This window comes from Enterovibrio gelatinilyticus, assembly GCF_028683095.1.
Lineage (GTDB): Bacteria > Pseudomonadota > Gammaproteobacteria > Enterobacterales > Vibrionaceae > Enterovibrio > Enterovibrio gelatinilyticus.
On the sequence record NZ_JAJUBC010000003.1, the window covers coordinates 1 to 19,253 of the forward strand.

At 45.2% G+C, this 19,253-nt stretch carries 20 protein-coding genes and 1 pseudogene; 13 read left to right on the top strand and 8 right to left on the bottom strand.

Translation table 11 applies throughout. The annotated features are described in order from the left end of the window. Nucleotides 1-144 precede the first annotated feature (144 nt). Complete coding sequence (locus LRP50_RS03025) at nucleotides 145-1,152, top strand: response regulator (protein ID WP_274163017.1); 1,008 nt, start codon at nucleotides 145-147, stop codon at nucleotides 1,150-1,152. A 2-nt stretch (nucleotides 1,153-1,154) separates the two neighbouring features. After that, entirely contained in the window at nucleotides 1,155-1,583 is a 429-nt protein-coding gene (locus LRP50_RS03030; protein WP_274163018.1) for a PAS domain-containing protein, read from the top strand. A gap of 185 nt (nucleotides 1,584-1,768) precedes the next feature. On the opposite strand, the gene LRP50_RS03035 is transcribed toward LRP50_RS03030, so the two are convergent. After that, a complete protein-coding gene (locus LRP50_RS03035; protein WP_274163019.1) occupies nucleotides 1,769-2,569 on the bottom strand; it encodes a M48 family metallopeptidase in 801 nt (266 codons plus the stop codon). Nucleotides 2,570-2,906: 337 nt separating this feature from the next. Here LRP50_RS03035 and LRP50_RS03040 point away from each other — a divergent pair, with 337 nt between their 5' ends. Genes LRP50_RS03040 through LRP50_RS03050 form a run of 3 tightly spaced genes read left to right on the top strand, consistent with a single transcriptional unit; the run spans nucleotide 2,907 to nucleotide 3,988 of the window. Next, nucleotides 2,907-3,335 carry a hotdog fold thioesterase gene (locus LRP50_RS03040; RefSeq protein WP_274163020.1) on the top strand — a complete coding sequence of 143 codons (429 nt, stop codon included), beginning with the start codon at nucleotides 2,907-2,909 and terminating at the stop codon, nucleotides 3,333-3,335. 3 nt (nucleotides 3,336-3,338) lie between these two features. After that, a complete protein-coding gene (locus LRP50_RS03045; protein ID WP_274163021.1) occupies nucleotides 3,339-3,569 on the top strand; it encodes a DUF3389 family protein in 231 nt (76 codons plus the stop codon). Nucleotides 3,570-3,616: 47 nt separating this feature from the next. Then, nucleotides 3,617-3,988: a hypothetical protein gene (locus LRP50_RS03050; protein ID WP_274163022.1), complete on the top strand. Its 372-nt coding sequence runs from the start codon at nucleotides 3,617-3,619 to the stop codon at nucleotides 3,986-3,988. A 137-nt stretch (nucleotides 3,989-4,125) separates the two neighbouring features. Here LRP50_RS03050 and LRP50_RS03055 read toward each other — a convergent pair whose 3' ends face one another. From LRP50_RS03055 to LRP50_RS03065, 3 genes are all read right to left on the bottom strand, one after another. Continuing rightward, nucleotides 4,126-4,941: a DUF2797 domain-containing protein gene (locus tag LRP50_RS03055; protein WP_274163023.1), complete on the bottom strand. Its 816-nt coding sequence runs from the start codon at nucleotides 4,939-4,941 to the stop codon at nucleotides 4,126-4,128. Between the two features lie 101 nt (nucleotides 4,942-5,042). Continuing rightward, complete coding sequence (locus tag LRP50_RS03060; RefSeq protein WP_274163024.1) at nucleotides 5,043-5,342, bottom strand: hypothetical protein; 300 nt, start codon at nucleotides 5,340-5,342, stop codon at nucleotides 5,043-5,045. Nucleotides 5,343-5,479: 137 nt separating this feature from the next. Continuing rightward, nucleotides 5,480-6,301 (bottom strand): endonuclease/exonuclease/phosphatase family protein, encoded by an 822-nt coding sequence (locus LRP50_RS03065; RefSeq protein ID WP_274163025.1) that lies wholly within the window; start codon nucleotides 6,299-6,301, stop codon nucleotides 5,480-5,482. Between the two features lie 671 nt (nucleotides 6,302-6,972). Here LRP50_RS03065 and nrdD point away from each other — a divergent pair. From nrdD to LRP50_RS03090, 5 genes and pseudogenes are all read left to right on the top strand, one after another. Continuing rightward, nucleotides 6,973-9,093 (top strand): anaerobic ribonucleoside-triphosphate reductase, encoded by a 2,121-nt coding sequence (gene nrdD / locus LRP50_RS03070; RefSeq protein WP_274163026.1) that lies wholly within the window; start codon nucleotides 6,973-6,975, stop codon nucleotides 9,091-9,093. A 9-nt stretch (nucleotides 9,094-9,102) separates the two neighbouring features. Then, complete coding sequence (gene nrdG / locus LRP50_RS03075) at nucleotides 9,103-9,570, top strand: anaerobic ribonucleoside-triphosphate reductase-activating protein (RefSeq protein WP_274163027.1); 468 nt, start codon at nucleotides 9,103-9,105, stop codon at nucleotides 9,568-9,570. Nucleotides 9,571-9,799: 229 nt separating this feature from the next. Next, nucleotides 9,800-10,270: pseudogene (locus LRP50_RS03080) on the top strand (ATP-dependent zinc protease family protein). Between the two features lie 116 nt (nucleotides 10,271-10,386). Further along, nucleotides 10,387-11,571: an amino acid aminotransferase gene (locus LRP50_RS03085; RefSeq protein ID WP_274163028.1), complete on the top strand. Its 1,185-nt coding sequence runs from the start codon at nucleotides 10,387-10,389 to the stop codon at nucleotides 11,569-11,571. Between the two features lie 87 nt (nucleotides 11,572-11,658). Then, a complete protein-coding gene (locus LRP50_RS03090) occupies nucleotides 11,659-12,024 on the top strand; it encodes a RidA family protein (RefSeq protein ID WP_274163029.1) in 366 nt (121 codons plus the stop codon). A gap of 244 nt (nucleotides 12,025-12,268) precedes the next feature. On the opposite strand, the gene yiaY is transcribed toward LRP50_RS03090, so the two are convergent. Beyond that, nucleotides 12,269-13,417 carry an L-threonine dehydrogenase gene (gene yiaY / locus LRP50_RS03095; protein WP_274163030.1) on the bottom strand — a complete coding sequence of 383 codons (1,149 nt, stop codon included), beginning with the start codon at nucleotides 13,415-13,417 and terminating at the stop codon, nucleotides 12,269-12,271. A 417-nt stretch (nucleotides 13,418-13,834) separates the two neighbouring features. On the opposite strand from yiaY, the gene LRP50_RS03100 reads away from it, so the two are divergent. Both LRP50_RS03100 and LRP50_RS03105 read left to right on the top strand, forming a co-directional pair. After that, the gene (locus LRP50_RS03100) at nucleotides 13,835-14,305 is read left to right on the top strand and encodes a hypothetical protein (RefSeq protein WP_274163031.1); all 471 of its coding nucleotides are present in this window, start codon (nucleotides 13,835-13,837) and stop codon (nucleotides 14,303-14,305) included. A gap of 132 nt (nucleotides 14,306-14,437) precedes the next feature. Beyond that, entirely contained in the window at nucleotides 14,438-14,863 is a 426-nt protein-coding gene (locus LRP50_RS03105) for a hypothetical protein (protein ID WP_274163032.1), read from the top strand. A gap of 95 nt (nucleotides 14,864-14,958) precedes the next feature. Here LRP50_RS03105 and LRP50_RS03110 read toward each other — a convergent pair whose 3' ends face one another. The 3 genes from LRP50_RS03110 to LRP50_RS03120 form a co-directional block, all read right to left on the bottom strand. After that, nucleotides 14,959-15,900, bottom strand: coding sequence for a Dyp-type peroxidase (locus LRP50_RS03110; protein ID WP_274163033.1), 942 nt, complete (start codon nucleotides 15,898-15,900; stop codon nucleotides 14,959-14,961). A 199-nt stretch (nucleotides 15,901-16,099) separates the two neighbouring features. Then, nucleotides 16,100-17,044 carry a ribosome biogenesis GTPase YlqF gene (gene ylqF, locus LRP50_RS03115; RefSeq protein WP_274163034.1) on the bottom strand — a complete coding sequence of 315 codons (945 nt, stop codon included), beginning with the start codon at nucleotides 17,042-17,044 and terminating at the stop codon, nucleotides 16,100-16,102. Nucleotides 17,045-17,292: 248 nt separating this feature from the next. Beyond that, nucleotides 17,293-18,126 (bottom strand): EAL domain-containing protein, encoded by an 834-nt coding sequence (locus tag LRP50_RS03120; protein WP_274163035.1) that lies wholly within the window; start codon nucleotides 18,124-18,126, stop codon nucleotides 17,293-17,295. Nucleotides 18,127-18,449: 323 nt separating this feature from the next. Between LRP50_RS03120 and phhA the strand changes: the two genes are divergently transcribed. Further along, nucleotides 18,450-19,241, top strand: coding sequence for a phenylalanine 4-monooxygenase (phhA, locus tag LRP50_RS03125; protein WP_274163036.1), 792 nt, complete (start codon nucleotides 18,450-18,452; stop codon nucleotides 19,239-19,241). Nucleotides 19,242-19,253: the final 12 nt, after the last annotated feature.

The following is a 19,253-nucleotide window of genomic DNA, read 5'->3' on the forward strand; positions in this document are numbered from 1 at the left end:
GATAAAACATTCAACTGGCACTATGCTTATCAATGTATCGTAACAAACCTAAGACAAGGGCTTTAAAATTGCGTTATATTCTGCAACCTTGTTTTCTTAGATGTGTTCAGCATCAACAATAATCGGACCGTAGGGGTAGATACATTGACAACCCGAGTATTGATCACTGATGACTCTGCTTTAGCGCGAAAACAATTGGCGCGTTCACTGCCTTCGTTTATCAATGCTGAGGTGACATTTGCCGAGAATGGGCAAATCGCCATCGAACAGCTGAGCGCTAACACCTTTGACGTCATGTTTCTTGACCTGACCATGCCAGTTTTGGACGGGTATGAGACGTTAGAAGCAATGCGCGAAGCCAACATCACTGTCCCCGTTTTTGTTGTTTCGGGAGATATACAACCGAAAGCACAAGAAAAAGTGATGGCTCTAGGTGCGCGCGCGTTCGTTCAAAAGCCTACCAGCCCTGCTGTACTAAATGAGATCCTCGCACCATTCAAATCTGACACTGCGGCTGAAGCGGCCGCTGCTGCCAAACCGCTGCAAGATCTAAAGATAGGTCGGCGCGAAATGTACATGGAAGTGGTGAATGTTGCGATGGGCCGAGCCGCCGATTCGCTTGCGCGTTACTTTGATGTTTTCGTGCACATGCCTCTGCCACACGTGAATGTGTTTGAGGTCAGCGAACTGGTCATGACAATCAAGCACCTTGCAGCTAATGACAATATATCAGGTATCTGCCAAGGCTTTAGTGGCGAAGGGATCGCTGGTGAAGCATTGATGCTTATCTCCGATTCTTCGATGAAAGATCTGCTGACTACATTAAATTACCCTGATGACGGTAGCGTCGACAACGAGCTAGAACTGCTGGTGGACGTGAGCAACGTACTGATTAGCGCGTTTCTATCCGGTATGGGTGAACAAGCAGGTTTGGTTTTTGCGCAAAGCTACCCCGCAATTATTGGTCAGCACCTTGCCGTTGATAAATTGATGGAAGGTATGCACGGTACTTGGAAGCGAACCGTGACGATTGAAGTGAGTTATGCCATCGATGGCACGAATATTAAGTGCGACCTGTTGCTGCTGTTGGTTGACGACTCTCTGCCATTGTTGGATGCCAAACTTGCTTATCTGATGGATGATGAGGACTAGCCATGATTGACTCACCAGAATTTGAACAGTTCAACTGGATGGTCGATATGGTGCAGAATATCGACATGGGACTGATTGTTGTTGATCGTGACTATACCATTCATATGTGGAATGGTTTCATGGTTCACCACACTGGCAAACATCCAAATAAGGTTCAGGGCAAGTCGCTGTTTGAGGTATTCCCTGAAATTTCGGAAGACTGGTTTCGTGCAAAGTGCCGCCCAGTATTTGAACTGAAGTGTCGAAGCTTTGTGGTATGGAAACAGAGACCATATCTGTTTCATTGTCGTAATGTTCGCCCGATCACAGGGCAAGCAAACTTCATGTATCAAAATGTCACCTTGAACCCGATGGTGAACCTGCGTGGTGAAGTGCAGCATATGTTTATATCGGTGGCGGATGTGACCGGAGAGGCGTTAGCAAATCGGTAGACGTCTCTCTAAATAGACGTCTCTCTAAATAGACAAGCGGCCTTTGCCCTTAAATAGAAAATATCCTTAGATAAGTTTGATATATAAAGAAAAAGCCAGCACCTCGAAGTGCTGGCTTTTTCTTTTATTATTGGGGGGGGGGGGAGACTTGTGTGACTGGCTCTGAGCGATTCGCCTTACAACGCTTAGAGGTTAGGTTTTCCACAGTTGGGCGCGTTGCGAGATTGCGCTGGAAGTTGAAGAATTGCTGCATTCAAATCATCAATGCGGGTGTCATGTCCAGGGTGAGTGGACAGCAGTTCTGGTGGTGCTCCTTCTGAAGCTGCAGCCATGTTCTTCCAGAGGTCTACGCTGCCCTGTGGGTCAAAACCCGCTTCATTCATGAGTTGAACACCGATAAGATCTGATTCAGATTCATGGGCACGGCTAAACGGAAGCAAAACACCCACATTTACGCCAAGTCCTAAGCCTGCCAGAATCAAATCCGAATTGGCTGTGCCCGATACGCCAAGCGCGATGCTGGTAATTTGTAGTGCGCTGTTGGTTGCGACTGAACTTGAAACGCGCTCGCTGCCATGATTTGCCATCACGTGACCAATTTCATGTCCGATAACCGACGCGAGTTGGTCTTGGTTTTCAGCGACCTTCAACAGCCCGGTATACACACCAATTTTTCCGCCAGGAAGCGCGAAAGCATTGACTTGATCGCTATCAAATACCACAACTTCCCATTGTTCAAAATCTGGTTGTGGTGGGGTGACTTCTAATATGGCATCAGTGACACACTGCACATACTGATTGGTTTGTTTATCGGTACTGATCTTTTCTGTCCCTTTGAGATCAGAAAATGATTGGCTGCCCAAGGTTGCCATTTCGCTGCCCGAAACCAAGATCAGCTGGCTGCGTCCCGTTGGTGAAGTGGTGCAACCCATGACAATGCTGAGTAGGGCTGTGGCAAGAGTAGTTTTTACTGTGTTAAATTTCACGGTTATGTCCTTATCGCGAAGCCAATTCCTTCAACCTAAACGTATCAATTACTCGAACCCCCAAAGTGCATTGGGGTTTAAGTGCATTGGGCTTCAAGTTCATTTCTGACCTAGATTATTCACTTTGTTAGGCTAATCGAGCGACATTGTAATATGACTGTCAACCGAGGCAAGGTGTGGAGTGAATTTGCTAAACGTATTTACCGATCGGACTCAACCTTTATAGGAAAAAGTCACGAATCGGTCTTTCAGATTTATACAGTAAAGCGTAGCTCTCACCTTAGTAACTGACGATAATGGGTGAGGAAAGCATTGTTAAACACATTAAGGAGCGCTTGTGGCTATTTGGAAAAAAAACATTTCCCTTGAGGGTCTCAACGCGACCTCTGCCAATACCTTGGTTGAACACCTGGGCATTCAATACACGGCATTTGATGAACACAGCTTAACAGGCACTATGCCTGTGGACTCTCGAACTCATCAACCTCTCGGCATGTTACATGGTGGTGCTTCGGTGGTATTGGCGGAAACGCTTGGATCGTTAGCTGCGAACATGTGTGTGGAAGAAAATAAGTACTGCGTCGGTCTAGATATTAATGCCAACCATATTCGGGCGATGCGCTCGGGGCAGGTAGTTGGCAAGGCAACCCCCATTCACCTAGGTGCAACCACTCAAGTGTGGCAGATTGAAATAGTTGACGATCGTGATCGTCTCGTTTGCACTAGCCGTTTAACCATGGCTGTGTTGCAGCACAAAGGGAAATAGATAATGGTCATTACGATTCCGGGTGCCCGAGTTGTCGCGACGATGCACGAAGTGATGGTGAAACTGGAACAAAATAGAATAACGCTGCAGGCTCAGACCGATGACATTAGCTTACTCGCTGTGCCTTGTATGCTTATCGCCAATGGTGGTTCAGTCAATTGGAGCATTTCATTGGGCAATGAAGAAAATATGGAAGCTGTGAGTCACGCGACAGGCATTGCGTTGAAGCGATAGGCGCTGTTTTTACAAAATATACTGGCAATCATGGATAGGAGAGTTCGGTGATCAAATCAACGATCTGGACAATGAAATTGGCACTGATGTTGACCATCATGTCATCGTACTCGGTTGCTGGCGAAGCAGATGTCGTAAACGCCACGGCAACCAAATCGGGTGAATTTTACAGATTTTCTGCCACCGTAGCCCACGCTGACGAAGGGTGGGATCACTATGCGAACGCTTGGCGAGTGGTGACGAAAGAAGGTGATGTGTTGGGTGTCAGGGAGCTTCTTCATCCCCATGAAAACGAGCAACCCTTTACGAGAAGCTTATCTGGTGTTTCAGTGCCTGAAGGCGTGACCGAAGTGATTGTGGAAGCCCGAGATAGTGTTCATGGCTGGGGCGGTAAGACGTTTGAGATTGGCCTAGAATAAGCGTTAGCATCGACGATCTCTATTCAGGAGACTTGGGTGTAGTTTGGGTATAACAGCCGAGCAAAGATAAATAACAAAAAGCGCCGCAACATTGTCGTTGCGGCGCTTTTGTATTCAGGCTGAAAGCAGGTCAAGCGCTAATAGGTTGCGGTTATCTCGTAACCAGTAAATTTACGAACATTGATCACGCCAGTATCAAAAATCAGGTATTGGCCTTTAATACCTTTTAAGACACCTGAAACGACGGGCTCTTTATCAAAATTGAGCGAGGTAATCTTCGTTGGATGCTCTTCCACGGGATAACGAATGTCGATAATGTCATGTTGAACAGGCTCAACAGCATCAAAGCCATATTGCAGGCGTAGGCTAAAGATCTTTGCATCGATTTTTGGCAGTAAACGACGCGCTTCTTCTTTTAAGTCTATATCGTCGTTATCGCCTTTCAGCATGGCTCGCCAATTCGTCTTGTCAGCAAGGAATTCGGCAATAGCGATTTCAACCAAACCAGAAAGTTGTCGGGTTTTTACCTTCAATATAGGTAAGGCTTGGGTTGCACCTTGGTCGACCCAGCGGGTTGGTATTTGACTCGCTCGGGTAATTCCTACCTTTAGACCAGAGGTGTTGGACAGGTAAACCACATGGTCTGTCATGCAAAATTGCTCACCCCATTCGGGTTCACGGCATGTGCCTTCAGCAAAGTGGCAAGTCTCAGGTTTCAAAATACACATATCGCAGCGAGCAAGCTTACGTGTACATGGAAAACAGTGCCCTTGGCTAAAGCTCTTATTGGTTTTGTTACCGCAAGCATCGCAGTAGATCTTGCCAGTGTAAGTTAGGGTGAGTGATTTTCCGATCAATGCGTTCAACGCAACGTCGTCTTCCCCTATAGGCAGAGAGTATTGTACGCCGCTTTCTAGCGAACTTTTCATTTTGCTCAAAGTACCAGTAATCATTGCTTCTTTAACGTTGTCCTTTTCGTGTTTGAAGTGTACCAGAACTGAGTGCTCAAACTAACTGAAGATGATGGTTTGTCGCTTAGATGCACAACAGCCTTTTAGCGCATGACAAATCCATTATCGAGTTCGTTATAAAGTGACACCGTCACTATGAGCAGGTTGAGTTCAATATCCTCGTTGATTTCATCAATCACAAATAAGTCAGCGTCTGACTCAGAAGTGTTTCTTTCAGCCAACACAAGAATGTTTTGCTGTATGTCGCCATAAATCACACGTTCATCTACTTTTTCGTAATGACCGAAGTCGAGTAGAGCCGCAGGGGCAAGCTCTGGCTTGGCAAGAGCTTGAACTGAAAAGAATAGGGTGGAAGCAACAAAAGGGATGGTTAGAAAGCGCATGAAAAAGTCCATCTTGGTAAAGTTTCTGCAGGATGGCACAGGGTATTAGCGGTTTTGTCAGTAAAGCGTCAAAGGCGAATGAGCTTTGCGTAATAAAGAGAGTTTCTGAGCATTTGACGCCAGTTCAATGCAATTGGTTATAAATCTACAATGACTGGGCAATGGTCTGAAAGTCGGTAGGTCGCCACAGCGTGATACGAATACTTATATTGTTTCGCCTCGGGAGGGAATTGCTTGTCGATAGCGCCTGGACTGGCAATGATATGATCGATCAGTTTCTGATATACAACATGCTCCCAGCGTTTAGTGCGATAATTGAATTTTCTCGCTTTGCATTTTGCTGGTGTTGACGCAGACAGGTTAATCAATGAGTTTGGCTCTGTTTGGTCTAGCAGTTGCTTCCAAGCCCATTCGTTACGCTCGTTTAAATAATGGTTAAAGTCACCTGCAATGATAAATTCTTGGCCAAGTTTGTGTTTGGCATTGATCCATATCGCCAGTGCCTCAATCTGTCGGTCCAGCTTTTTACAGCTATTGTTTCGGCGTACAGCTTTCTCGAAACAGCCAGATTTGAGATGAATCGAAAGTAGATGCAGTGAAGGCTCATTTTCTCTCAGCACTTCAATATAGGCGCCGTAGCGAAGATCGCCACCAGAAAGAAAAGTCGGTAAACCGAGTGGTTGGTAGTCTTTGTGGTCGATGACTTCAACACCCTTTTTTACTGCCCAACCAGTAAACTGATTACTACCTCGACTACGTTTATAGCGCTTCACTCGGTCGGAGAAGTAAAAGTCATATTTGAGAGGATCGAGGACTTTGGATAAGGGCTCTGGACCGTCCACTTCTTGAAATGCAATAAGGTCAGCATCAATGACAGAAGCGACGGTTTGCATCATGAGGTAATCTTCAGCCGCTCTCTTGCCTTGAACTCGATCACCTTTGTCAGATAGCCACTCCATGTTCCATGTAGCTAGCGTCAAACTCGCATACGAAGGAAGCGGCATAAAAGCGAAAAATAGTAGGCACAAAAAGAAAAGGTGCTGAAACACTCTATAAGTTTGAGTGATGCTGTTAACCGCGAGTGATGGTGAGTGAAGCGAAGACATATCCAGAGTTATATTCTCGTATTGTTCCAATCAACGAACTAGTAATAACCTCCAAGTCATCCAGACTGGAACTGTTGAAGAAATTGGCTATCAGTTGGATAGTAGAGCATACAGTATGCGATGTTTTTTGTGCTTAGCATTTTTGCGCCCCCTGTTGCACTTTTTTACAGCCTTTTTTCATTTCTTGACGTTTTGCCCCATTAATCGAATAGATAAAAATCGCATCCCCTCGTGCCATGATCTAAATCAATGTATCGATCGCGCCTCGACGGTCTAATGCACCACATATTGTAGTGCTCGTTAGATTTCTGTCCATATTTGGTATTTCTTGACGTCCTTCACAATTGTGTGTAGTCGATTGTTTTAGCGAAGAAGCTTTGTTCGATACCACCCAAATGTTGTGAATGACGTGTTTTGTACATGGTCAGGTTAACGCCGTTTTTCCGATGTGATGCTCTTCTTTATATTAAGTGAGAGCAGCATTTGTCCCTTGAATTGAAGGGTGATTCCTTGAGGAGCTATTTGTGAAACCTGTTGTCATCAAACGCGATGGAGCCCGCGTACCTTTTCAGCGCCAACGTATCGAAGATGCAGTGATTCGAGCCGCGCAAGCAGTAGAAGACATGGATCAAGCTTATGCAGCAGCAGTAGCAGATGGTGTTCTTGCGCAAGTCATGCGTAACGATGAAGTGGATATCCATCAAATACAAGATGCGGTAGAAAACCATCTTATGGCGGGGCCGTATAAGGCAGTTGCACGCGCTTACATTGAGTACCGTCATGATCGTGATAGTGCGCGTGAAAAGAAAAGTCGCCTGAGTCATGAAATTCGCGGATTGGTGGAACAGACGAACTCTGACATCCTCAACGAGAATGCGAACAAAGACAGTAAAGTTATCCCAACGCAGCGTGACTTGCTGGCCGGTATTGTTGCCAAGCACTACGCCAAGCAGTACATGCTGCCGAAAGACGTTGTTCGAGCACATGACCAAGGGGATATCCACTATCACGATTTGGACTATGCGCCATTCTTCCCCATGTTCAACTGCATGCTTGTCGATCTTGAAAACATGCTGACCCATGGTTTCAAAATGGGTAATGCGGAAATTGATACGCCGAAATCTATCCAGACAGCGACAGCTGTGACTGCTCAGATCATCGCCCAAGTCGCCTCTCACATTTATGGTGGCACAACGATAAATCGTATCGATGAAGTGCTCGCTCCTTACGTTGAGATCAGCTACGAAAAACACCTGATGGTTGCACGTGAGTGGAACATCGCTGATGCGGAAAGCTATGCGGCTGCCCGTACAGAAAAAGAATGTCACGACGCATTCCAATCGCTCGAGTATGAAGTGAATACCTTGCATACGGCAAACGGACAGACACCATTCGTGACCTTCGGTTTTGGCTTAGGTGAGTCGTGGTCAGCACGTTTGATTCAACAATCGATTTTGCGTAATCGTATTGAAGGTTTGGGTAAAAACCGTAAAACCGCAGTATTCCCTAAGCTGGTATTCAGCGTTAAAGCGGGCCTAAACCTCAAGAATGGCGAGCCAAACTACGACATTAAGCAGCTAGCGCTTGAATGTGCGTCAAAGCGCATGTATCCAGACATTCTAAACTATGATCGCGTGGTTGAAGTGACAGGGTCGTTTAAAACCCCAATGGGTTGTCGTAGCTTCTTGTCTGACTATGAAGAGAATGGCAAGTTAGTGCATGAAGGCCGCAACAACATTGGTGTGGTGAGTATTAACCTGCCTCGTATCGCTCTTCGTGCAAACGGAAGTGAAGAGAGCTTCTACTCTCTGTTGGACGAAGTGTTGGATATCGCCCGCGAAGGGTTGGATTCTCGTATCGACCGACTGCGAGGCGTGAAAGCACGTGTTGCCCCCATCCTTTATATGGAAGGAGCGTGCGGTGTTCGCTTGAACCCAGACGATGATGTTAGTGAGATCTTCAAAAATGGTCGCGCTTCGATTTCATTGGGTTATATCGGTATTCACGAAACGATCAACGCTTTGTATGGCACCGAAGAGCATGTTTACGACTCTGAAGTATTGCGTCAGAAAGCTTTAGATGTGGTTAAGTACCTCAAAGCCAAAACCGATAGTTGGAAAGAAGAAACAGGTTACGGTTTCAGCCTGTACAGTACACCGAGCGAGAACCTATGTAGTCGCTTCTGTAAGATTGATGCGAAAGAGTTTGGTGTGGTGGATGGTGTAACGGACAAAGGTTACTACACCAACAGTTTCCACCTTGATGTGGAAAAAGCGGTCAATCCGTACGATAAAATTGATTTTGAAATGCCTTACCCTGAAGTTGCCAATGGTGGGTTCATTTGTTACGGCGAGTACCCCAACATTCAGCATAACGTTGAAGCGTTAGAAAATGTGTGGGACTACAGCTACGAACGCGTACCTTACTACGGTACCAATACGCCGATTGATGAATGCTACGAATGTGGTTTTACCGGTGAATTTGATTGCTCAAGCAAAGGCTTTGTTTGCCCAAGTTGTGGTAACCACGACTCAACCAAAGTGTCTGTGACTCGCCGTGTCTGCGGATACCTTGGCAGCCCAGATGCGCGTCCATTCAATGATGGTAAACAGGAAGAAGTGCAACGTCGTGTTAAGCACATGTAAGGTTTGAAAATGAACTTCCATCAGTATTATCCAGTTGATGTTGTTAATGGCGAAGGGACGCGCTGCACCTTATTTGTTGCTGGCTGTGAGCATCAATGCCGTGGTTGTTACAACCAAAGCACTTGGTCATTAAGTTCGGGTCAAGTGTTCGATAAGCAGATGGAAGATCGTGTTATCTCAGATCTCAACGACACACGTATCAAACGTCGAGGTTTGTCGTTGAGCGGAGGTGATCCGCTTCACCCTGCAAACGTTCAAGCGGTATTGGCGTTAGTGAAGCGTGTTCGTTCCGAATGTGAAGGTAAAGATATTTGGCTGTGGACGGGTTACGAATTAGCCAATTTATCTGAAGAACAAAAAACGATTGTTGCCTTGGTTGACGTTTTAGTCGATGGCAAGTTCGAAAAAGATCTTGCCGACCCGTCGTTACCTTGGCGAGGCAGCAGTAATCAAGTTATTCATAGAGTTAGATGCTGACTTTGGATCGATCATTCGATCACGTTTACTATCAACAAAAAACGCCGCTTAGCGGCGTTTTTTGTTGAGCGATAGGTATGATTCACGTACCGTAAAGCGTCGTCTTCACCTTCGTGAAGGTATCAATCGAAATTATCATTCGGGTACATCACTTTTTGTTCATTTTTTAAGGAGTGCAGCCTTGAAGTATCAAATTGCCGCCTTGCTCTTTGGTCTTGTTTTTCTTCCTTTGTGTCATGCAGCAACGGATATCGCGTCTCCTGTTTTTGAACATGCGCCAAATGGCAAAATGATAATGGGTGAAAAGGAGTGGGTTAGAATCGACGATCTTGGGGTTGTTGCTAAGGCTCGTGTTGATACGGGTGCGACAACATCATCAATCAGTGCGGTTGATATTGAACCATTCGAGCGTGATGGAAAAAAATGGGTGAAGTTTCGTTTAGCTCATCAGCAAGGTCAAAGTGCGCTGATTGAAAGGGCAGTAGTACGAACAGTAAAAATTATTCAATCCAGTTCTGAAGGCTATGAGCGTCGATATGTCGTGAGTATGCCGATCACGATTGGCGACGTCACCATGGAAACAGAATTTACACTGCGCGATCGTTAACACCTCAATTTCCCCGTGCTCCTTGGGCGAACATATTTAAAAAATACCGCGCTCGTAGATGTGAGTCGAAAATACGTTCAACCTAAACCGTAAACCGCCGTAAACCAATAATGACAAGGGCATGGCCTATCATCGCGTTTTTTTGTTTTCACCATGTCTGTCTTTGGGTAAGGTACGTAATTATTGCCGTTAAATAAGGATGTTATTCCATGTTAGATCTGCTTTCTCCGGCGCAACAAGACCCCATTTTGTCTCTTTCCATTGCATTTCGCGGAGATACTCGTGCGGATAAAATGGACCTTGGCATCGGCGTATATAAAGACAGCCAAGGTAACACGCCTATTATGCAGGCAGTTAAAACTGCACAGCAGCAACTGGCCGATTCTCAGACCACAAAAAGCTATGTGGGACTTGCCGGCAACGAAACGTTTAATCAAGTTATGACAGACCTCCTTCTAAAGGGGACTGACGGGTATTCTCGTTGTGCAACGGTTCAAACACCAGGTGCGAGCGGTGCGCTTCGTATGCTGGGCGATCTTATGTATCTCGCAAAGCCTGTTACAACGGTGTGGATCACTGACCCGAGTTATGTGAACCATAAACCGGTGATGGAAGCTGCGGGCTTACACGTTAAGTTTTACCCGTATTTTGATGCTGTTACAAAACAGGTTAATCCTGAAGCTATGTTGGAAGCGCTCAGCGCTGCGGGCCCAGATGATGTCGTGCTTCTGCACGGTTGTTGCCACAACCCAACGGGTGCGGATATTCGTGCGGAGCATTGGCAAGCCATCAATGAATTGGCGCAGAAGAACGGTTTTACCCCTTTTGTTGATATTGCTTACCAAGGTTTTGGTGAAGGGTTAGAAGAAGACGGTTATGGACTTCGTCTTTTGGCTGATTCTGTAGAAGAGATGCTGATTGCGACATCTTGTTCAAAGAACTTTGGCCTTTATCGCGAGCGCACTGGCGCGGCAATTGTTATAGGCAAAAATGCAAAAGAAGCGACTAATGCTAAAGGCCGTATTCTGCAGTTGGCTCGCTCGACCTACACTATGCCACCTGATCATGGTGCAGCGATTGTTGAAACCATTTTAACTAGCGATGCACTCACTAAGCAGTGGCGTGAAGAGTTAGATAGCATGCGTCATCGAATTGTATCTCTAAGGGAAGGTTTGAGCGCAGCACTTGCTACTCGAACTGGCGATAACCGCTTTGACTTCATCAAAGAGCACAAAGGCATGTTCTCAATGTTGGCGATGTCGCCAGAACAGATGATCCAATTGAGAGAAGACTTTGGTATCTATGCGGTTGGTGATAGCCGAATCAATGTTGCGGGTTTGACTGAATCACGTATTGATTACTTAGCGGATGCTTTGGTTGCCGTCTCCAAATAGATAGACCGACATACTGTTTTTGATTAAGCCAGCATTGTGCTGGCTTTGTTTTTCCTTACATTCAATAGACTACGTAGATAGAGAATCATGAAAATTCAACGTATTAACCCGACCCAGCGTTGGTCAGATGTTACCGTGTTCAACGGCATTGCACACTTTGTTGAAGTGCCAGAAAGTGATTTAAGTGCCGATATCAAAGGCCAAACCGAGCAGGTACTGCAGCAAGCAGAAGAAATGTTGGCTTCAGTTGGAAGCGATAAGACGCGCATCTTGTCTGTGACCATCTACATCACCGATTTTGCAAACCTTCCAGCGCTCAATGAAGTTTGGGATGCCTGGTTTGAAGCGGGTACAGCACCAAGCCGTGCGTGTGTGAAAGTGGAACTTGCCGATCCAGAGTACTTGGTTGAAATGGCATTCGTTGCGGCGGCGGGTGAAGAATTTCAGTCGTAATTAACAGCTGAAATGATAATAACGAAAGGGCAGCGATAAACGCTGCCCTTTTTAGTTCATGCAATACACCACTAATGAGTATTATACCAATCTGATTAAATATTCGGTCATTCTTGCTGGTTAAAATCGACAATAGCGGCGTCAGATATTTTGTAGGTAGAATAACTACTTACTGCAATATCTTCCTTGCTCTTGACGATTTTCCCGGCGCAAATTTATGACCACCTACTTAATCCAATTGGTATTACATTGCGCTACGGAAAATCTCACAGATTTCTTCGTGGGTTGCCTGTTTAGGGTTAGTAAAACCACAAGCATCTTTTAGCGCATTTTCTGCCAGTACAGGGAAGTCATCTGCTTTGACGCCCAATGCTTCTAATCCTGCAGGAATACCTACGTCCTTAGACAGAACTTGAATCGCTTCAATCGCAGCTTCAGCGCCTTGTTCTGCGGATAAGTTGTCAACGTTAACACCCATTGCTTTAGCGACATCACGTAAACGGCTTGCTGATACCTGCACGTTATATTTTTGAACGTGTGGCAGAATGACTGCATTGCACACGCCGTGTGGTAAGTCGTAGAACCCGCCGAGCTGGTGAGCCATTGCATGGACGTAACCCAAAGAAGCATTGTTGAATGCCATGCCAGCCATGAATTGGGCGTAAGCCATTTGCTCACGTGCTTCTAAGTTTTGTCCGTCATTCACTGCTGTTCGCAGGTGCGCTTGAATCAGTTCAATTGCCTTAATTGCTACAGCGTCAGTAATGGGTGAAGCTGCAATTGAGACGTAAGCTTCAACGGCGTGCGTTAAGGCATCCATACCGGTTGCTGCTGTCAGAGATTTTGGTTTAGCCAGCATGAGTTCTGGGTCATTCACCGAAATCAATGGCGTGGTGTTTTTATCCACGATCGCCATTTTAATGTGTCGCTCTTCATCGGTAATGATACAGAAACGGGTCATTTCAGACGCTGTACCGGCTGTGGTATTGATAGCAATTAGCGGAAGTTGCGCTTTAGCCGATTGGTCAACACCTTCATAGTCGCCAATTTTCCCACCATTTGCAGCCACCAATGCGATACCTTTCGCACAATCATGTGGCGAACCACCACCTAGTGAAATAACAAAATCACAGTTATGCGCTTCTAGTATTGCAAGACCCGCCTCAACGTTCCCAATGGTTGGGTTTGGTTGAGTGCCATCAAAAATGGCAGTCATTACACCACGTTCTGCAAGTAAAGCGGTGACCTTTTCGACGACACCAATTTCATTCAATATTTTGTCGGTTACAACTAAGCCGTTCTTGAAACCATGAGATTGAATCGCATCAGCAGCGTCGGTAAGGCAACCTGCGCCCATTAGGTTAACTGTAGGGATGTAAAATGCACTTGTCATTTCGTTTCTCCGTGGTACTCACGTTAATAATTATTAGTTAGACATAGGTGAGCGACCCTATCGCTCATCTTGCCCATGCCTAGTTTTTTAGCACTTTTCGAGTGAGCCGCTCTTTGATCTAAATCAATCGGCGCGTCTGGTATGAGATGTGTGTTACTAGAATTTGAGCTAGGTCATTCTATTTGTATATATTTTAATTCATTGAAAAATATATATTTATTATGTCGCTTGTCGGTTGGTATCAAACACTAGAGTGTGGTAGTAACACGGGGTTGTGTTGCTTCATAAGTGAAATGAACGTATCTCGGTGGTGAGGTCTGTCTTTCGGTAGAAAAAAGTTCATATAAATAGACATGAACGATAAGCACAACTACGATACCTTTTTATTATTCACGCATAGTTGCATATAGGGAAAGCATGCTCTGGTACAAGGTAGGCCATCAACTTAAACTTCACGACATTAGCCTTATCGTAGGCCCAAACCGAACTGATAAAACGAGGTTCTTGTGTGAGCAATACGAAGGACTTTCTTTTCTCATTGATGTTTCCAAGGCTAAGATCGCCTATTGTGGTGGAGATACCAGTATTACAGAGGAAGAATGGAGTCAAATCATCGCCCGTGATTGCGCATTCATTACGGTAGACGATGCGCATCTATTGAAGCCGTTAGATCTTCTTAAGCTTGTGGACATCGCGGTAGAGACGAAAAAACGATTATATTTATCATGCAATGAAACCATCGCTTCTTACCTTCCTAGTTTCTTGTCCCATGCTAATAATTATCAACTCTCTGTCGCTAAGATTGAAAGGCTGACTGATGAAGATGTGTGTGTATGGGCGTTGACCGACGTGAAAGGAAAATGTGTCAGCGAAGCGTCACAGAGTTAATGTGATATTTATTTGTTCTATTTGTGGTTAACAAACCAACAGATAATACCTCGTTACGCTATTCCAGTTCCTTGCCATCAGGTATTGAATTAAGATTCGCGAACAAGAATAGCCTTTTCGAGGTCAAATATGATGAAAAAATCCCTAGCAGCCATGATGCTTCTTTTTACGTTGACCGGTTGTGAAGACGCGACGAAGGCAATTGATCAGGCTCAAGAAGCAGCGAACAAGGCGGTAGATGGCCTTCAGCAGAAGATTGAATCCGTAGATCTAGGCGAATTAAACCTAGATCAATTTGGTGATGCAGCTGATTCTGCGAAAGCGCTGGCGATGTCCGTTGAGGAAGTGGTGAATGCAGATTTTGCGGACCCACAAGCCCTTGTTGAAGTGAGAGAGCAAGTCGCTAATGCATACAGTTGTTTGGTTGATGCAACCTCAGAAAGCACTGCAGAGAAACTGCTAAATACTGTACTTTCTTCTATTGGTAGCGAAGACGCGTTATCTATTATTGATAAAGGCGTTGAGAAAGCAAAAGCTGCGAAAGAGTGTGTGATGTAATTGCATGTTCAAATTGCGCTATAGTGATTTAAAAGGCTGACATATCGTCAGCCTTTTTCGTTTCTTCTTGCAGACGTGGATACTGCATGTATTCGTTAATCGTCAAAACGTGCGTCGATGAATGACTGGGATGGAACAAAGTAACTTGATCCTGTTTTGGCTTCTACAAAATCAAGTAAGCGATCGTAGTCACCGTTTACATCAGCATTGATCATTTGGGTCAATGACGTTTCGATGATAGTGGGGGTTTTCGCAAAGCCCACAAACATAGTGCCGTGCTCAATGGCATTCCCATAGGGGCGATTCTGTCGAAACATTTTCACTTCCTGGCCATCGACTTCAACTTTGCTTTTGTTGTTGTGTGCCCATGCAGGTTTCTCATTGTCACTCAGTTCAATGTCATCCATTTTAGTACGACCAACGACTTTCTCTTGGTGCTCGGTAGATTGGTCATCCCATAAAGATTGTCGGTCAATGTAACGTTGAACCACCAAATAGCTCCCACCGAGATAGGTATCGTTTTCATCATCAATCAGAACGGACTCGACACGTTCTTCATCAATCGGATTTTCAGTCCCGTCTACAAAATCAATCATGTCTCGATTATCAAGGTACTTATAGCCTTGAATATCTTCGGACAAATCGGCGATGCCAGAGATGGCTTTTGCTGTGTATTTGGCGATTTGAAAATTAAGATCTTTGCGTTCAGATTTCACCATCAAGAAAATGTCACCGGCTGTCGAAGGGAAATGTCTTGGTCCATCTTTCATTTCTGGAAACACATGAAGTTCTGTGGGTAGGGGAAGGTCAGGAAATAGCAGTGGCCAAGCATTCGCTGAAAATCCGATGGTGACAGATACATTTGCGGTGGGATCTTTTTGTCGGATGGACTTTTCAATTCCCGGAAGTTGAGATAAAGCATCACCTACTTCATCAACATTAAGCCATTGGTCTTTCAGCACAAAGGTTAAAAATTCTGCGTGAGTTGTTGGGTCAGTTAGCACACCAATTTGTGCAATTGAAGCAAGCTCGTTCATAGGTCGTCCTGTCATCTGATCGGGTAATTTCTTGTTTGAACTCAGAATAGAACAGCTTTTATGCGTAAAGTGGGGTAGGAATGAGACGTGACGACAATGGATAACGGTGTTTTACGGTGAATAACCGATGACAAGGTGAGAGGTTTGACGATGGTCTTGCGGGGTGTGCAATCGCCCTCGCGTACGAGGGCGTCAGCAATTAGCGTTTGTTCTTCAAATAACGCTTACGGCGTTCTTCTTTGACTTTAGCTTTCTGCTCTGCTTTTAGCGTAGCGGCTTCTTCTACTTCGACCAATTCTTTATCAATCATGTCTGGGTGTTCAAGAGTGATCAAACCGAGCGTGCCATTACGGAGATCATTGATCAGAATTTCAGATGCTTTATGGAGGTCAATTCTTCCACCGGCTCGTAAACAACCGCGCTTTTCGCCAATGGCTTCCATCAACTCGACTTCACTATCTGGTAAGTCTTCGATGTTGTAACGGTTCTTCAGTAGCTGAGGGTAAGCTTTTGCAAGGTACTCAACAGTGTAAAATGCGACTTCATCGTATTCCATTGCCGTGTCTTTTACCGCACCTGTCGCAGCTAAACGAAAACCACTGTGTGGGTTTTCTACTTTCGGCCATAAAATCCCCGGCGTATCTGAAAGTATCACACCATTTTGCAGGTTAATGCGTTGCTGCTGACGAGTGACCGCAGGTTGGTTACCAGTTTTTGCGATAACTCGGCCCGCTAGCGTATTAATAATGGTGGATTTGCCGACATTCGGAATACCCATGATCATGGTGCGAATACTTTTTCCCATGTCTTCACGGTGAGGTGCTAACTTTCGACAAAGATCCATGATTTTATTGACTTCACCTACGTTGTCCGTGGTGATTGCCATCGCTTTCACACCTTGTTCTTTCTCGAGGTGCTCGAGCCAGATGGCGGTCATTTCAGGGTCTGCCAAATCACGCTTATTCAAGACTTTGATGACGGGCTTGTCTTTACGAATGCGTCGAATCAGCGGGTTTTCACTACTGAACGGAATCCGTGCATCGAGAACTTCAATGATGACGTCGATTTTAGGAACGACTTCTTCAATCTCTTTACGGGCTTTGTGCATGTGGCCAGGGAACCACTGAATAGAGTTGTTAATCATAAAAATGATTGCCTTAATAAATCGGTGTTATCGCCGCGTCAAATGACTTAAGTGACTGATAGACGTCTCTTGGGCGTTAATATGGCGGGGATTTTAGCACTTTACGGATGACAACGGAAAAGGTTGTGAGGATTAGAAAACGAACGAACAAGATATAACCACTCTTGTATTAAAACCCTCGATTGAGGGTATCTATCAACTTGGGGTAATGACCTGCCAGAGGTAATTATCTACTAGTGGTAAAACGATCAGCTGAGGGCGACTGTGGTGACCGCTGATTTCTTTGAAGGTTGAAAATAATCTGAGAGGCGTTGAGGCATACCCAAATGGAATCCTTGAAAGTAATCAACAGCTAGCATTTTCATCGCGGCGTATTCTGCTTCATTTTCAATCCCTTCGACCAAGACTTCCGCGTAGACCTCTTTTGCCAAAGCAATACCATCTAGCAGAGGTTGAGTCTCTCCTTGCATGTAGGTTTGCAGAAGCGAACGATCGATTTTTAGGATGCTGGGTTTCAGTGAGCGCACACGAGTTTCTTGTGAACCACTTACACCATAATCGTCGATAGCAATGCGGAATCCATTTTGGACAGAGTGAGCAGATGCGACCGCCAGTGCCTGAACATCTTCATGAAGATGCTCGACAACTTCTAAAACGACGTGCTGCCGAGAAATACCAAGTTCAGCAAGACGTTTTACCATGAGGTTTTGGCTTGAAAACTTTGCAATTGCGACTACCGCAGAGGAAGGGAGCATATTGAGAAATATGGCGTGTTCTCCTGCATAGGGCGCAAAATTCCGCAGATGGATAACGCGGGCTAGTCTGTCGATATCTATTTGGGAGCGATAGTGTGGGTGGTCGATGTCCAGCTCTCGAAACAAATGAGCAGGGCAAACAGGTTCATCGTTTACCGTATTTGCACGAACCAATGCTTCAAAGCCTAGAGTGGAACCATCAGCGCGAAATATAGGTTGATAGACACTTCTGAGTACCAAATCATCATACAACGCTATAAGTTCACCGTTTTCATTGGTGCTCAAGCATTGTTCAAATGAACCTCTGGTTCTTAAGTGGTTATCCACGAGTTGTTTCTCCTCTTACCGCACGCTGGGAGTTTGTTCCTGTTGATTGACCGAATAGTACGGCAAACGGGGGTTGTAGAGAATAAATGCTTATTGAGACCAAACTATTTATGTGATCTGTGCCAGTAGTCTGTCGCAACAACGGCACATGAGGATTGTTCTAGTGACAAATTTTATAAACAGCAGCTTGCATATTAATGCGACTGTAAAAGTGTCGCGTAAATTTATTTTTACATTCTTTCATACCGTAACCCAGTGTATCTGGTGCCAGTTTAAGAAGGGAGAGACTATCGTTTTAAGAGGAACGTAATCGAGAGCTTGTCATGACGAAACAGGGTCACTACGAATCGAAGCCATTAAATGCGAATGGAAAGATTGCGTGGAGCATGGAAGAAAATGAAATATGGCATCATCTGATCACGCGGCAGTTGGCGTGCATCGAGGGTAAGGCGTGCGAAGAGTATTTAGAAGGGCTCACCATGTTAAACCTTGCCGAAAATCATGTCCCTCAATTGGTTGACGTTAACCGAGTGCTTAAGAAAACCTCGGGTTGGCAACTAGAGCCTGTTCCTGCCTTAATTAACTTTGACCGATTCTTCGCGTTATTGGCATCAAAACGTTTTCCTGTCGCTACGTTTCTAAGGTCGGCTTCGGATCTTGATTACCTGAAAGAACCTGACTACTTCCACGAAATATTTGGCCACTGTGCCATGTTAACTCACAAAGCCTTTGCGGATTTCACGCAGCTGTATGGGCAATTGGGTGTTAATGCGACAAAAGCTGAGCGCGTTTATCTGGCGCGTCTATATTGGTTTACTGTTGAGTTTGGATTGATTGAATCATCGGGCGATAGATCGCTTTATGGCGGAGGGATCTTATCATCGCCAGCGGAAACGGAATTCGCCTACAGCAGTGACGCACCTTTGCGGAAGAAGCTGGATGTTATTGATGTGATGCGAACGCCTTATCGCATCGATATTCTTCAACCTGTGTACTTCCATTTAGATTCGCTAGATGACTTATACGATCTTCAACACATAGACCTAATGACTTGTGTACATCGCGCCATGTCATTGGGGCTTCATCCACCTTGTTATCCAGAAAAAATCGCCTAAAAGACAGTCTTA

Coding starts and splice junctions, on each gene's coding strand:
- LRP50_RS03065 (WP_274163025.1), bottom strand. CDS start 6,301: ATGGAGTGGCTATCTGACAAAGGTGATCGAGTTCAAGGCAAGAGAGCG.
- ylqF (WP_274163034.1), bottom strand. CDS start 17,044: ATGATTAACAACTCTATTCAGTGGTTCCCTGGCCACATGCACAAAGCC.
- LRP50_RS03090 (WP_274163029.1), top strand. CDS start 11,659: ATGAAAATTCAACGTATTAACCCGACCCAGCGTTGGTCAGATGTTACC.
- LRP50_RS03110 (WP_274163033.1), bottom strand. CDS start 15,900: ATGAACGAGCTTGCTTCAATTGCACAAATTGGTGTGCTAACTGACCCA.
- nrdG (WP_274163027.1), top strand. CDS start 9,103: ATGAACTTCCATCAGTATTATCCAGTTGATGTTGTTAATGGCGAAGGG.
- LRP50_RS03055 (WP_274163023.1), bottom strand. CDS start 4,941: ATGATTACTGGTACTTTGAGCAAAATGAAAAGTTCGCTAGAAAGCGGC.
- LRP50_RS03100 (WP_274163031.1), top strand. CDS start 13,835: ATGCTCTGGTACAAGGTAGGCCATCAACTTAAACTTCACGACATTAGC.
- LRP50_RS03105 (WP_274163032.1), top strand. CDS start 14,438: ATGAAAAAATCCCTAGCAGCCATGATGCTTCTTTTTACGTTGACCGGT.
- LRP50_RS03030 (WP_274163018.1), top strand. CDS start 1,155: ATGATTGACTCACCAGAATTTGAACAGTTCAACTGGATGGTCGATATG.
- LRP50_RS03045 (WP_274163021.1), top strand. CDS start 3,339: ATGGTCATTACGATTCCGGGTGCCCGAGTTGTCGCGACGATGCACGAA.
- phhA (WP_274163036.1), top strand. CDS start 18,450: ATGACGAAACAGGGTCACTACGAATCGAAGCCATTAAATGCGAATGGA.
- yiaY (WP_274163030.1), bottom strand. CDS start 13,417: ATGACAAGTGCATTTTACATCCCTACAGTTAACCTAATGGGCGCAGGT.
- LRP50_RS03060 (WP_274163024.1), bottom strand. CDS start 5,342: ATGCGCTTTCTAACCATCCCTTTTGTTGCTTCCACCCTATTCTTTTCA.
- LRP50_RS03085 (WP_274163028.1), top strand. CDS start 10,387: ATGTTAGATCTGCTTTCTCCGGCGCAACAAGACCCCATTTTGTCTCTT.